Source organism: Pseudooceanicola sp. (assembly GCF_041987405.1).
Classification (GTDB): Bacteria; Pseudomonadota; Alphaproteobacteria; order Rhodobacterales; family Rhodobacteraceae; genus Pseudooceanicola.
The window spans coordinates 1-12,688 of sequence record NZ_JBHIWR010000007.1 but is presented as its reverse complement, the minus strand read 5'-3'; the positions used below and the strand labels follow the sequence as shown (position 1 = coordinate 12,688).

12 protein-coding genes are annotated in these 12,688 nt (G+C 66.4%); 9 read left to right on the top strand and 3 right to left on the bottom strand.

What is annotated here, in order from left to right:
- Positions 1-55 precede the first annotated feature (55 nt).
- Positions 56-2,239: a transglycosylase domain-containing protein gene (locus ACFC2Y_RS16070; protein ID WP_375175831.1), complete on the top strand. Its 2,184-nt coding sequence runs from the start codon at positions 56-58 to the stop codon at positions 2,237-2,239.
- 60 nt (positions 2,240-2,299) lie between these two features.
- On the opposite strand, the gene ACFC2Y_RS16065 is transcribed toward ACFC2Y_RS16070, so the two are convergent.
- Both ACFC2Y_RS16065 and ACFC2Y_RS16060 read right to left on the bottom strand, forming a co-directional pair.
- Positions 2,300-2,911 carry a phospholipid-binding protein MlaC gene (locus ACFC2Y_RS16065; RefSeq protein ID WP_375175832.1) on the bottom strand — a complete coding sequence of 204 codons (612 nt, stop codon included), beginning with the start codon at positions 2,909-2,911 and terminating at the stop codon, positions 2,300-2,302.
- The gene (locus tag ACFC2Y_RS16060) at positions 2,889-3,632 is read right to left on the bottom strand and encodes a VacJ family lipoprotein (protein WP_375175847.1); all 744 of its coding nucleotides are present in this window, start codon (positions 3,630-3,632) and stop codon (positions 2,889-2,891) included. The genes ACFC2Y_RS16065 and ACFC2Y_RS16060 overlap by 23 nt, the downstream gene beginning before the upstream one ends.
- Before the next feature lie 244 nt (positions 3,633-3,876).
- On the opposite strand from ACFC2Y_RS16060, the gene ACFC2Y_RS16055 reads away from it, so the two are divergent.
- From ACFC2Y_RS16055 to ACFC2Y_RS16030, 6 genes are all read left to right on the top strand, one after another.
- On the top strand, positions 3,877-5,607 hold the full coding sequence (locus tag ACFC2Y_RS16055) for a type I secretion system permease/ATPase (protein WP_375175833.1): 1,731 nt from the start codon (positions 3,877-3,879) through the stop codon (positions 5,605-5,607).
- On the top strand, positions 5,604-6,911 hold the full coding sequence (locus tag ACFC2Y_RS16050) for an HlyD family type I secretion periplasmic adaptor subunit (protein WP_375175834.1): 1,308 nt from the start codon (positions 5,604-5,606) through the stop codon (positions 6,909-6,911). Before ACFC2Y_RS16055 ends, ACFC2Y_RS16050 begins: the two co-directional genes overlap by 4 nt.
- A 67-nt stretch (positions 6,912-6,978) precedes the next feature.
- Positions 6,979-7,443 (top strand): RidA family protein, encoded by a 465-nt coding sequence (locus ACFC2Y_RS16045; protein WP_375175835.1) that lies wholly within the window; start codon positions 6,979-6,981, stop codon positions 7,441-7,443.
- On the top strand, positions 7,443-8,207 hold the full coding sequence (locus ACFC2Y_RS16040) for a glycerophosphodiester phosphodiesterase family protein (RefSeq protein ID WP_375175836.1): 765 nt from the start codon (positions 7,443-7,445) through the stop codon (positions 8,205-8,207). The genes ACFC2Y_RS16045 and ACFC2Y_RS16040 overlap by 1 nt, the downstream gene beginning before the upstream one ends.
- Positions 8,208-8,237: 30 nt before the next feature.
- On the top strand, positions 8,238-9,440 hold the full coding sequence (locus ACFC2Y_RS16035; protein WP_375175837.1) for a GNAT family N-acetyltransferase: 1,203 nt from the start codon (positions 8,238-8,240) through the stop codon (positions 9,438-9,440).
- Entirely contained in the window at positions 9,437-9,730 is a 294-nt protein-coding gene (locus ACFC2Y_RS16030; RefSeq protein ID WP_375175838.1) for a 4a-hydroxytetrahydrobiopterin dehydratase, read from the top strand. Before ACFC2Y_RS16035 ends, ACFC2Y_RS16030 begins: the two co-directional genes overlap by 4 nt.
- Positions 9,731-10,018: 288 nt before the next feature.
- On the opposite strand, the gene ACFC2Y_RS16025 is transcribed toward ACFC2Y_RS16030, so the two are convergent.
- The gene (locus ACFC2Y_RS16025) at positions 10,019-10,507 is read right to left on the bottom strand and encodes a peroxiredoxin (RefSeq protein WP_375175839.1); all 489 of its coding nucleotides are present in this window, start codon (positions 10,505-10,507) and stop codon (positions 10,019-10,021) included.
- Between the two features lie 84 nt (positions 10,508-10,591).
- On the opposite strand from ACFC2Y_RS16025, the gene ACFC2Y_RS16020 reads away from it, so the two are divergent.
- Together ACFC2Y_RS16020 and rsmD are read left to right on the top strand one after the other, a co-directional pair.
- Complete coding sequence (locus ACFC2Y_RS16020) at positions 10,592-11,794, top strand: NAD(P)/FAD-dependent oxidoreductase (RefSeq protein ID WP_375175840.1); 1,203 nt, start codon at positions 10,592-10,594, stop codon at positions 11,792-11,794.
- Positions 11,794-12,354 carry a 16S rRNA (guanine(966)-N(2))-methyltransferase RsmD gene (gene rsmD / locus ACFC2Y_RS16015; protein ID WP_375175841.1) on the top strand — a complete coding sequence of 187 codons (561 nt, stop codon included), beginning with the start codon at positions 11,794-11,796 and terminating at the stop codon, positions 12,352-12,354. Before ACFC2Y_RS16020 ends, rsmD begins: the two co-directional genes overlap by 1 nt.
- Positions 12,355-12,688: the final 334 nt, after the last annotated feature.

Sequence of the window (12,688 nt, the reverse complement as noted above, 5' to 3'; positions counted from 1 at the left end):
TCCCGCTCCGACGGCGTATATCGGGGCGCAAGGACAAGAACCCGGGCAGCACCGCATGAGTGATTCAGGACGTCGCAAACCACCGCTGGTGGCCGATCGCCGCTATGGCTCGAAAAAGGCCAAGCGCCCCTCCTCGGGCAAGGCGGCGTCGACCAAACCCGCGCGCGCAGCCGACAAGGGCAAGACCCGGCGCAAGGCAGCCCCCCGCAAGGTGCGTCGGGGACCGATCGGCTGGATCACCGGGCTCGTCGCGTGGGTCTTCCGCATCGTCTGGGGGCTGAGCTGGCGCTTCGGCCTGATCTTCGCTGTCATCATCGGCCTCGCCGTGGCCTATACCGCCTCGACCCTGCCCCCGCTGACCGAGCAACTGGACGGACGCGCCCGCGGTTCCGTCACCCTGATGGACCACGAGGGACAGGTCTTTGCCTGGCGCGGCGATCAGTTCGGCGGCGTCGTCACCACCGAAACCGTCTCGCCCCACCTCAAACACGCAATCGTCGCGACCGAGGACAAACGCTTCTACCGGCACTTCGGCATCTCCCCGCGCGGCATCGCCTCCGCCATCCGCATCAACCTGAGCGAAGGGCGCGGCCCGCTCTCCGGTCACGGCGGCTCGACCATCACGCAGCAGACCGCGAAACTGCTCTGCCTCGGGCAGCCCTATGATGCGGAGGTCTGGGAGAGCGAAGCCGCCTACGAGGCCGACTGCCGCGAATCGACGATCTACCGAAAGGCGCGCGAAGCGATCTACGCCATGGCGCTGGAGGCCGCCTATTCCAAGGACGACATCCTCACCATCTACATGAACCGCGCCTTCCTCGGCGCCGGCGCGCGCGGGTTCGAGGCCGCCAGCCAGCGCTACTTCGGCAAGTCCGCGGCCGAGGTCAGCCCGGCCGAGGCCGCCATGCTGGCCGGCCTCCTCGTCGCGCCGACCCGCTACGCCCCCACGGCCAACCTGTCGCGCTCGCAGAACCGGGCCGCCGTCATCATCGGCCTGATGGAGGAACAGGGCTACCTGTCAGAGGCCGAGGCCCGCGCCGCCCGCAACAACCCCGCCGAACTGTCCGAAGCCGCAGAACAGAAGGCCGGCGGGTATTTCGCCGACTGGGTGATGTCCTCCGGCCCCGAATTCCTGACCCGCAAGACGACCGAGGACGTGGTGATCCGCACCACCCTCGACCAGCGCATCCAGCGCGCCGCCGAGGAGGGGCTGAAGGAAGTCTTCGCCACCAAGGTCAAGGAGGGCTCCGAAGCCCAGGCCGCCGTCGTAGTGATGAGCGCGGACGGCGCCGTCCGCGGCATGGTCGGCGGTCGCAAGACCAAGGTCTCCGGCGCCTTCAACCGCGCCACCCAGGCCCTGCGCCAGACCGGATCGGCCTTCAAACCCTTCGTCTACGCCACCGCGCTGGAACTGGGACATCACTGGTACGACACGGTCGAGGACGCGCCCTACACCATCAACATCCCCGGCTCCGGCCCCTGGTCGCCCGACAACTACGATCACAAGTTCCACGGCACCGTCACCCTGGCCCGGGCACTGGAAAGCTCCCTCAATATCCCGGCGGTGAAGATCGCGGAATCCGTCGGCCTCGATCTCGTCCGCAAGGTTGCGGGGGATTTCGGCATCCAGTCCGATCTGGCTCAGGGCCCCGCCCTGGCCCTCGGCGCGTCGGAATCCACCCTGGTGGAGATGACAGGCGCCTATGCAGGCATCCTCAACGGCGGCTCTTCGGTAACCCCCTACGGCCTGGTCGAGCTGCGGCTGCAGGGCAAGGACGAGCCGCTGATGGATGCCGCCGGCGGCATCGGCGAGCGCGTGATCCGCGAAGCCGCCGCGCGCGAGCTGATCTGGATGATGACCAACGTGGTCACCCAGGGCACCGGCCGCCGCGCGGCCCTCCCCGACCGCGAGGTCGCGGGCAAGACCGGCACGACCTCCGCCGCCCGTGACGCCTGGTTCATCGGGTTCAGCGCGGATTACGTCGCCGGCGTCTGGATGGGCTACGACGACAACACGCCCCTGACCGGCGTCACCGGTTCCGGCCTTCCGGCGGAAATCTGGCGCGAGGTCATGGTCCGCGTCCACGAAGGCCTGCCCGCCAATCCCCTGCCCATGTCCCGCCCGGAGCCACCCGCGCCGGACCCGGTGGCCAACAACAACGGCTCACCCGGTAGAAACCCGCAGCGGCAGGACCCGCTGGAACGGCTGATCCGGAACATCTTCGGTATTCGGAACTGAACCGGGCGCGGCGCCATCCGGCGCCGGGCCGACCGGCCACGGGGGGGGGGGGGCGCGCCGCTAGCCCGCCGTCCTCAGATCGGCGATCAGACCGTCGATGCTGCCCCTGTTGCGGTCCAGCATCGCCCCGATCTCCGTCTTCTCCGACAGGCGCATCGAGATCCCCTCGATCACCATGTCGAAGAACAGCTCCTTCCCCGACCGATCGGAGACAAGGAACTTCAGTTCAAAGGGCGACTGCCCCTTGAGATAGGCGGTGGAGATCACCTCGTGCCAGGACTTCACCTCGCGCACGCTCCTTACCTCGATCCGTCCGCCGATGAATTCCTGGAACCTCTTGCCGTACTTCCGCGCGATATAGCCGCGAAAGGCCGAGATATAGGCCTGCATCTGCGCCGGGCTCGCCCGCCGCGCATCCGCGCCCAGCACCGATTGCGCGATGATCGGCACATCTGCGTATTTGGCAAAGATCTTCTCGAAGCTGTTGATCATGCTAGCCAGCGACGCCCCGGAGGCGATCACCCGGTTGATCTCGCCCACGATCCCGTCGACCAGCCGCCGCGCCGAGGCATCCGTCAGCGCCAGCACCGGAAGCGGAGCCACGAGCGCCAGGGCCGCGGCCGAACTCAGCAGACCGCGGCGGGAAAGTTTACTGGAGATAGGGGTCGTCATAGGGGTCACCTGTGTCGCCATAAGGATCGTCATAGGGATCACCCAGCCCCGCATCCCCGCTCAGCTGATAGCGGCGGTTCTGCAGATAGGTCAGGCGCCCCTGCGCATAACTGTCTGCACTGTCATATAAGACGCTGTCCACGGTTTGCGAATACCGGCCCCGATCGCCGAGCTTCCCGGCCACGGTCGCCGCGGTGCCCGCGTATTTCTCCGGGGAGGGCAACACATAGCTCAGTGGATTGGTAAACAGGTCGACCACCCGCCCGATCGTGTCGCGTTCCGTCGAGGGGCCCAGCACCGGCAGTTCCACATAGGGGCCTTCCTGTGCCCCCCAGACATGCAGGGTTTCCCCGAAATCCGTCTCGTATTCGGGAATGCCCATCGCACTGGCGACGTCAAAGATCCCGACCAATCCGATGGTCGAATTGATCGCAAACCGCCAGCTGTTGGCCACCGCCCCCTCGACATTGGCCTGAAGGATATTGTTCACCACCATCGACGGCGCGGCGAGGTTGTCGGCGAAATTGTCCACGCCCGTGACCACCGGCTGCGGGATCGACGTGACAAAGGCATTTCCGGCGGGGCGGATTAAAGATTTATCAAGTTTTTTATTGAATTCATGAGTTTGCCGGTTGGACGCCTCCCAGGGATCATTGATCCCACTGGGCACATCCCGCGGGGCACAGCCCGCCAGAACCACGACGACAAACAACGCCAGGATTTGCACGCACCCGCGACCCGAAGAATGAAAGGATCCGCTCAAAACTCTGCCTCCGACACCCCTTTCGGCCTTACCACCCGATGCCCCGTGATGCCAGCCTGTCACCACCCGTTGTGGCATATCTGCGACGCCACGCCGACATCCCGTGTCGCATCAGGCGCATCCAAAGATGTACAGCACCCCGACAACGGAGTAATACGAACGAAAACCGTATGAATGTTTCTCGTCCAGGCAGTACCCCCCGATGATCAGCTCCAAAGTCCAGAACGGCTATCGCGAATTGCGCGCGGCCCGGCGTTCCAACCGCTCCCTCTACTGGTCGGTCGGCCTCTTCAGCCTGTTCTCCAACCTCCTGATGCTGACCGGGCCGCTCTACATGCTGCAGGTCTACGACCGGGTGCTCGGGTCCCGCTCGGTCGAAACGCTGATCGGCCTGTCGATCATCGTCGCCTTCCTCTTTCTGATGATGGGCATCATCGACACCGTGCGCTCCCGCATCATCAGCCGGGCGGGCGCGCGGTTCCAGGCGCAGCTGGACCAGCGGGTCTTTGACGCGGTGATCCGCCGCTCCGCGCTCAAGAAGGACGAGGTCGGGCAAACCGGGGTGCGCGATCTGGAATCGGTGCAGCGCTTCATGTCCTCACCCGCGCTGATCGCCCTTTACGATATCCCCTGGACCCCGATCTTCCTGGCCAGCATCGCCATTTTCCACCCCTGGCTCGGCATCATGGCCCTGGGCGGCGGCGGGATCCTGATCATCGTCACGGTCTTCAACCAGATATTCACCAAGGACCCGCAGGCGCAGAGCATGCAGACCATGGTGCAATCCGAAAAGCTGGCCGAGCAGATCCGCAACGAAAGCGAACTGGTCTCTGCCATGGGCATGCGCAAGGCGGCCTTCTCCCGTTGGGAAGGCATGCGCGGCAAGGCCCTGACCTCGCAGATCGCCGCCTCGGACCTGACCAGCGGTTTCAGCACGACGACCAAGACCTTCCGGCAGTTCCTCCAATCCGCCATGCTGGGCCTCGGCGCCTACCTCGTGCTGCGCGGCGAACTGACCCCCGGCGGCATGATCGCCGGCTCCATCCTCCTGGGCCGCGCCCTCGCCCCGATCGAACTGATCATCGGCCAATGGTCGGTGGTGCAGCGCGCCATGCGCGGCTGGCACTCCCTCGCGATTCTTCTGGGCGAAACCCCGCCCGAGGCCGAAAAAACCCCGCTGCCCGCCCCCCAGGCGCGGCTGGAGGCGATGCAGCTCACCGTCGTCCCCCCGGGCGAAAGCGTCGCCTCGCTGCGGATGCTCTCGTTCAAGGTCGAACCCGGCCAGGCCGTCGGCGTCATCGGCCCCTCCGGCGCGGGCAAATCCACCCTCGCGCGTGCCATCACCGGCGTCTGGCGCCCGGCCGGCGGCAAGGTCCGGCTCGACGGCGCGGCGCTGGACAACTACGATCCCACGGTGCTGGGCCGATACATCGGCTACCTGCCGCAGCGCGTGCAGCTTTTCGAGGGGACGATCGCCGACAACATCGCCCGGCTGGAGGCCGATCCGGACGCCGCCGCCATTGTCGAGGCCGCGAAAAAGGCTGACGCGCATGAGATGATCCTCAAGATGCCCGATGGCTACGATACCCAGATCGACGCCTCCGGCGGCCGCCTCTCCGGCGGGCAGATCCAGCGGATCGGCCTGGCCCGCGCCATGTACCACGACCCGATGATCCTGGTCCTCGACGAACCCAACTCCAACCTCGACAACGAGGGCAGCATGGCCCTGAACAAGGCGATCCGCCTGATGAAGGAGGCCGGGAAATCGGCCCTCATCATGGCGCACCGCCCGGCGGCCATTCAGGAATGCGACATGATCCTGATGCTCGACGGTGGCAGCCGCGTCGCCTATGGCCCGCGGGACGAAGTGTTGCAGCAAGTGCTGAAAAATCATGAACAGGTCCGCGTCGGCGGACAGGGGGGTCTGCGATGAAATCCGCGGAAAAAACCTGGTCGGCCCGCGCGCCGTTGACCATCGGACTTCTGTCTCTTGTCGTCCTCGTCGGCGGCTTCGGCACCTGGTCCGTCTTCACCCAGATCTCCGGCGCCGTCATCGCGCCCGGCCAGCTGGAGGTCGACCGCAACCGCCAGGTCGTGCAACACCTCGACGGCGGCGTTGTCTCCGAAATCCTCGTCCGCGAGGGCGACCGGGTGGAGGCAGGGCAACTGCTGATCCGTCTCGACGCCACCACCCTGCGCTCCCAGCTCGCCATCACCGAGGGGGAGCTTTTTGAACTGATGGCCCGCCGTGGCCGCCTGGAGGCGGAGCGCGACAACCGCGAAGAGGTGATCTTCGACCCGCTGCTGGTCGAGGTCGCGCGAACCAACGAGGGTGCGCGCGAACTCATGGAAGGCCAGGCCCGCCTGTCCGAGGCCCGCCGTGATTCCATGGCGACCGAGATTGAACAGCTGCGCAAACGCAGCAGCCAGATCGACAGCCAGATCGAGGGGATCGACGCGCAGCGCACCGCCCTGGACGAGCAGATCAGCCTGATCGAAAAGGAACTGGCGGATCAAAAATCGCTGCTGGACCGCGGCTTGGCCCAGGCCTCCCGCGTCTCCAGCCTCAGCCGCGAGGCCGCACAGATGTTGGGCGCCCGGGGCGAGCTGACCGCGCAGCGCGCCCAGGCCGAGGGGCGCATCACCGAGATCGACATCCAGATCCTGAACCTGCGCACGCAGCGCCGGGAGGAGGCGATCACCCGCCTGCGCGATATCCAGTACCGCGAGCTGGAGATGCGCGAACAGCGCAACGCCCTGCTCGAACAGCTGGAACGGCTGGACATTCGCGCCCCCGTCTCCGGCGTGGTCTACAGCCTGCAGGTCTTTGCCGAACGCTCCGTCCTGCGTCCCGCCGACCCGGTGCTCTTCATCGTGCCGCAGGACCGCCCGCTGATCATCGCCGCCCGGATCGAGCCGATTCATATCGAACAGCTACAGGTCAACCAGTCTGTGATCCTGCGCTTTTCCGCCTTCGATCAGCGCACCACGCCGGAACTGGACGGCCATGTCACCCAGATTTCCGCCGACGCTTTCGTGGATGAGGCGACGGGCGTCTCCTACTACCGCGCGGAAATCATCCTCAACGAGGGCGAGCGGGAGAAGCTGCCGGAAGGCTCGACCCTGATCCCCGGCATGCCGGTCGAGGCCTATGTGAAGACCTATGACCGCACGCCCATGGCCTATTTCATGAAGCCCTTCACCGATTACTTCGCCAAGGCCTTCCGCGAAACCTGATCCCGCGCCTTTCGCTTGCAATCGCGTCGCCGCCCGCTAGCGTCGCGGCAAAGCGAAAGGAGCCCCCATGACCAACGCCATCGAATCCCGCCTGACGGAGCTGGGCCTGACCCTGCCCGAAACCCCCGCCCCCCAGGCCAACTACGTGCCCTATGTGGTCAGCGGCAATCTCGTCTTCGTCTCCGGCCAGGTGTCGATGGACGCCAACGGCTTTGTCAAAGGTGTGCTGGGCGACAACATGACGGTGGAGGAGGGCGCGGCGGCCGCGAAACTCTGCGGTCTGGCGCTTCTGGCTCAGGCCAAGGCGGCCTGCGGCGGAGATCTGTCCAAGCTGAACCGGGTCGTGAAACTGACCGCGTTCGTCAACTCTACCAAGGACTTCGGCGACCAGCCCAAGGTCGTCAACGGCTGCTCCGACCTGCTGGTCGAGGTGCTGGGCGACGCCGGGCGCCACTCCCGCTCCGCCGTCTCCGCAGGCGCCCTGCCCTTCGGTGTCGCGGTCGAGATCGAAGGCATCTTCGAGCTCGCCTGATGCCCCTGCCCGCCGCCTTCCTGACCCGGCCGATCGCGCATCGCGCCCTGCACGATATCGCCACCGGCCGCCCGGAAAACTCGATCGAGGCGGTGCGCGCCGCGGTCGAGGCGGGCTATGGGATCGAGATCGACCTGCAGCTGTCGCAGGACGGCGAGGCCATGGTCTTTCACGATTATGACCTCGCCCGGCTGACCGCCGAAAAGGGGCCGATCCAGATGCGCCCGGCGGCGGAACTGACCCGGATCCCGCTCACCGGCGGCACCCATCCCATCCCCACCTTCGCCCAGGTGCTGGAGGAGGTCGCCGGCAAGGTGCCCCTGCTGGTGGAGATCAAGGATCAGGACGGCGCCCTCGGCCCCGCCATCGGCCGGTTGGAACAGGCGGCGGCCAAGGCGCTTGATGGCTACCGGGGCGATGTGGCGGTGATGTCCTTCAACCCGAATTCGGTCCGCGTCTTTGGCGGGCTGGCCCCGGACATCCCCTGCGGCCTCACCACCTGCGATTTCAACGCCGAGGATTGGCCCCTGGTCCCCAAGGCCCGCCGCGAGCGCCTGGCGGGCATCCCCGATCTCGCCGCCTCCCGCGCGCAATTCATCAGCCACGACCGCAATGACCTCGCCAGTCCGGAGGTCGCCCGGATCAAGGCGCGCGGCCTGCCCGTCCTGTGCTGGACCATCCGCACGCCCGAAGCGGAGGCCGAAGCCCGCCGAATTGCCGATAATGTGACCTTTGAAGGCTATCTCCCGCCAATCCCCGCTTGATTGCGCCGCAGCATGGCCCAGACTCCCCCTATGGACGGCGAAAACACCACCGACACCCTGCTGGAAGTCCGCGCGCATCGGAGCTTTGACACCATTGCCCAGCAGGACTGGGATGCCTGTGCCTGTCCCGAGACCACGGATGGCGGCCCGCCCCGCGATCCCTTCACCACCTACCGCTTTCTCAAGGCGCTGGAGGACAGCGGATCGGTCGGGCGCGGCACCGGCTGGCAGCCGCATTACCTGACCGTCCACAAGGAGGAGGAGGTCATCGCCGCCGCGCCTCTCTACGTCAAATCCCACAGCCAGGGCGAATACATCTTCGATTTCAACTGGGCCCATGCCTATGAAAACGCGGGCGGCCGCTATTACCCTAAGCTCCAGATCGCCGTCCCCTTCACCCCCGCCACCGGCCGCCGCTTCCTGACCCGCCCGGAGCACGAGGCGGAGGGCATGGCGGCTCTGGTCGAAGGGGCCGTCCAGATCGCCTCCGACAACGGGCTGTCCGGCATCCACGCCACCTTCTGCACCGAAGGCGAGGCCGCAGCGGGCAAGGCCATGGGCCTGCTGCACCGCACCAGTCAGCAGTTCCACTGGCTCAACGACGGCTACGCGGATTTCGACGATTTCCTCGCCACGCTCAGTTCCCGCAAGCGCAAGACCATCCGCAAGGAACGCAGGCAGGCCCAGTCCTTCGGGGGCGAGATCGTCGCGCTCACCGGCGATGATCTGCGGCCCGAGCACTGGGACGCCTTCTGGACCTTCTACCAGGACACAGGCAGCCGCAAATGGGGCACCCCCTACCTGTCCCGCGATTTCTTTGACCGGGTGCAGGAGATGATGCGCGACGACGTCCTGCTGGTCCTCGCCCTGCGCGATGGCCATCCGATTGCCGGGGCGCTGAACTTCATCGGTCGCGAGACGCTTTTTGGCCGATACTGGGGCTGTACTGAACACCATCCCTGTCTGCACTTCGAACTGTGCTACTATCAGGCCATCGACGCCGCCATCGCCCGGGGCCAGTCCCGGGTCGAGGCCGGCGCCCAGGGCGAACACAAGCTGGCCCGCGGTTACCTGCCCGCCGCGACCGCATCCCTGCACTGGTTCGCCGATCCCGGCTTCACCCGTGCGATCAGCCAGTACCTGGAGGCAGAGGCGGAGGCCGTGGAGGAGGAAATGGAGATCCTCACCTCCTACGGCCCCTTCCGCCGCGACACACCGGAGGAACAGGATTGACCGAACTGCTATCAGACACGGCGCGCGACACGCTGCTGCCCCCGCTCACATCCAGTGGATGGGAGCTGTCGGAGGATCAGACATCCCTGGTCAAATCCTTCAAGTTCAAGGACTTCCCCGAGGCCTTCGCCTTCATGACCCGCGCCGCCCTCTATGCGGAGAAATGGGATCACCATCCCGACTGGTCCAACAGCTACAACCGCGTGACGGTGGAGCTGACGACCCATGACGTCGGAGGCTTGTCGGCGCTGGACGTCAAACTGGCCCGCAAGATGGATCAGCTCGCCTGACCTGCCGCCGCAGTCCCGGGCCCGATCAGCAGGCACTCGGCCGCAGTCCGCCACCGGGTTTCGGGCGGGTTAAAAGATGATTCGCTGACTCTTGACGTAGATTCTGACGCAACACATAGTTGCCGCCATAACCCGGCGGTACTACCGCTCGACAAGACCGGATTCAACCGGACCTGCTGCAGACAGGCCAGAAGGCCGACCGTGGCTGGGGGATTGTAGGGTTTATGCGCGTCCCCGCGACGCAACCTTGAGGCCCGCAGGACAGAAGACCTGCGGGCCTCGTCCGTCTCAGATCGCCTCCAGCAGCGCCTCGCCGCCGGACGTCTCGCAGACTCCGGGGTTTTCTTCGGCCTGGATCACCTCGACCGTGCCGTCCACCACATACATTGCATAGCGCTTGGACCGGTCGATCAGCCCGACCGGCGGCGCGGTGAAGTTCATGCCCGTCGCCTTGGTGAATTCCGCCGAGGGATCGGCCATCATGGTGATCCCGGCCTCACCCGCGCCGGTCTGCCCGTCCCAGGCCCCCATGACGAAGGGATCGTTGACCGACAGGCAGATGATCTCGTCCACGCCCTTGGCCCGGAACTGATCCGCCGTCCGGATGAAACTGGGCACATGCGCCGTCGTGCAGGTCCCGGTGAAGGCCCCCGGCAGGGCAAAGATCACCACGTTCCGGCCCTTCAGCCGCTCCGCCAGCGAAACCTGCTTGGGTCCACCGTCGGTGTTTTCGATCAATGTTGCGTCCGGCAGGGTGTCGCCCTTCGAAATTGCCATCAGTCGCGCCTCTCGCTATCCAGTTGGTCCTGAGGGAAGCATAGCGTTGTGCCGGATCACCGCCAGCGGAAAGAGGGGGAAGAGATGTCTCATTTCATCATCATCGGGGCCGGGCAGGCCGGATCGTCACTGGCCGCCAAGCTGCGCGATGACGGGTTCGAAGGCCACATCACCCTGATCGGCGACGAAACCGCCCCGCCCTATCAGCGCCCGCCCCTCTCCAAGGCCTATCTCCTGGGCGAGATGCCGCGCGAACGCCTCTTCCTGCGGGCCGACACCTTCTACAGCGAACGCAATATCACCCTGCGGACCGGCGCCGCCGTCACCGCCATCGACCCAGTGGCGAAAACCGTCTCCCTCGGCGCGGACACCCTGTCCTATGACCAGCTGGCCCTGACCACCGGCTCGCTCCCCCGTCAGCTGCCCGCCAGCATCGGCGGCACGCTCGACGGGCTCTACACCGTGCGCACCCTGGCCGATATCGACACGCTGGAACCCCAGGTCCGCAAGGGCCGCCGCGTGTTGATCATCGGCGGCGGCTATATCGGGCTGGAGGCCGCGGCCGTCGCCGCCAAACAGGGGCTGGAGGTCACGCTCGTTGAACTGGCCGACCGTATCCTGCAACGCGTCGCTGCCCCCGAAACCTCCGATTTCTTCCGCGCCCTGCATCAGCAGCACGGGGTGAAGATCCTCGAAGGCGTCGGCCTCACCCGCCTGCTGGGCGAGACCTGCGTCACCGGGGCCGAACTGTCCGACGGTACGGTGATCGAGGTCGATTTCGCCATCGCCGGCACCGGCATCCTGCCCGACACCCGCCTCGCCGATCCCGCCGGGATCGCCTGTGACAACGGGATCGCCGTGGATGAGCACGGCCAGACCTCCGTTCCCGGCATCTGGGCGGCGGGCGATTGTGCCAGCTTCCCCCATGGCGCGGGGCGGCTGCGGCTGGAAAGCGTGCCCAATGCCATCGACATGGCCGAATGCGTCGCCGCCAACATGCTGGGCGCGGGCAAGACCTATGTGCCCGAACCCTGGTTCTGGTCGGATCAATATGACGTCAAATTGCAGATCGCCGGGCTGAACATCGGCTATGACCGTATCGTCGTCCGCGATGGCGACGATGCGCGCTCGCACTGGTACTACGCGGGCGCGCGTCTGCTGGCCGTGGATGCGATGAACGACCCACGCGCCTTTATGGTGGCCAAGCGTCTGCTGGCCGCGGGCAAATCCCCCGATCCCGCCGCCGTGGGCGATCCCGGCATCGACCTGAAAACCCTCATGCGCTGATGCGCATCGTCGGAGGAGAGTTCCGCGGCCGCCGCCTCGCCGCCCTCGGCAAGGGCGACGCGGGCGCGCATCTGCGCCCGACCGCCGACCGGGTCCGCGAGAGCCTCTTTTCCATGCTGGACGGGGGCCGCTTCGGCGATCCGGTTGACGGCGCGCGGGTCCTCGACCTCTTTGCCGGCACCGGCGCCCTCGGGCTGGAGGCCCTGTCGCGGGGCGCGGCCCATGTGACCTTTGTCGACGACGGGCGGGCGGCGCAGAAACTCCTGGCCGACAATATCGCCACCCTCGGCGTCAAGGACCGAACCCGCCTCCTCCGCACCTCCGCCCTCCGCCTCCCGATGGCAGAAACCCCGGCCAGCCTGATCTTCCTCGACCCGCCCTACGGCAAGGACCTCGGCCCCCGGGCGTTGGTGACCGCGCACTCCCAGGGCTGGATCGCGGAAAACGCCCTCGTCGTCTGGGAAGAACGCGGCCCGCAAGTGGCCCCTGAGGGCTTCACCCTGCTGGAACACAAGACCTACGGCGACACGGTGATGACCCTGCTGCGGGCGCGGGACTGACACCCCCGGACGGTCCGGGCGTCGAGGGCAGATGCCTCCGGCGGGAGTATTTCAGGAAAGGTGAAGAAGGGGGGCGCCAATTTCCCCACGCGCGCCGGTCTGGCTCATGTGCTCCGCCACGGTCCCGGGCCTGTCCAAGGGCAGCGCCGGGCGGGCCTCCGGGTCGGTGGTCAAAGGTAAACGTCGCAATCGCAGAGCAACTGTCCGCTCCCCCGGATCGGGGGAGTGCAGTGTCACGTTTGAAGTGCAACGGTTTCATAGAAGACTTCGTCCGGAGTTTTGTAGCCCAGGCAGCGCCGGGGCGTCGAGTTGTAGGCCTGGATGACACGAGCAA

Coding starts and splice junctions, on each gene's coding strand:
- ACFC2Y_RS16040 (WP_375175836.1), top strand. CDS start 7,443: ATGCCCCTGCCCGCCGCCTTCCTGACCCGGCCGATCGCGCATCGCGCC.
- ACFC2Y_RS16055 (WP_375175833.1), top strand. CDS start 3,877: ATGATCAGCTCCAAAGTCCAGAACGGCTATCGCGAATTGCGCGCGGCC.
- ACFC2Y_RS16045 (WP_375175835.1), top strand. CDS start 6,979: ATGACCAACGCCATCGAATCCCGCCTGACGGAGCTGGGCCTGACCCTG.
- ACFC2Y_RS16035 (WP_375175837.1), top strand. CDS start 8,238: ATGGACGGCGAAAACACCACCGACACCCTGCTGGAAGTCCGCGCGCAT.
- ACFC2Y_RS16050 (WP_375175834.1), top strand. CDS start 5,604: ATGAAATCCGCGGAAAAAACCTGGTCGGCCCGCGCGCCGTTGACCATC.
- ACFC2Y_RS16025 (WP_375175839.1), bottom strand. CDS start 10,507: ATGGCAATTTCGAAGGGCGACACCCTGCCGGACGCAACATTGATCGAA.
- ACFC2Y_RS16065 (WP_375175832.1), bottom strand. CDS start 2,911: ATGACGACCCCTATCTCCAGTAAACTTTCCCGCCGCGGTCTGCTGAGT.
- ACFC2Y_RS16070 (WP_375175831.1), top strand. CDS start 56: ATGAGTGATTCAGGACGTCGCAAACCACCGCTGGTGGCCGATCGCCGC.
- ACFC2Y_RS16020 (WP_375175840.1), top strand. CDS start 10,592: ATGTCTCATTTCATCATCATCGGGGCCGGGCAGGCCGGATCGTCACTG.
- rsmD (WP_375175841.1), top strand. CDS start 11,794: ATGCGCATCGTCGGAGGAGAGTTCCGCGGCCGCCGCCTCGCCGCCCTC.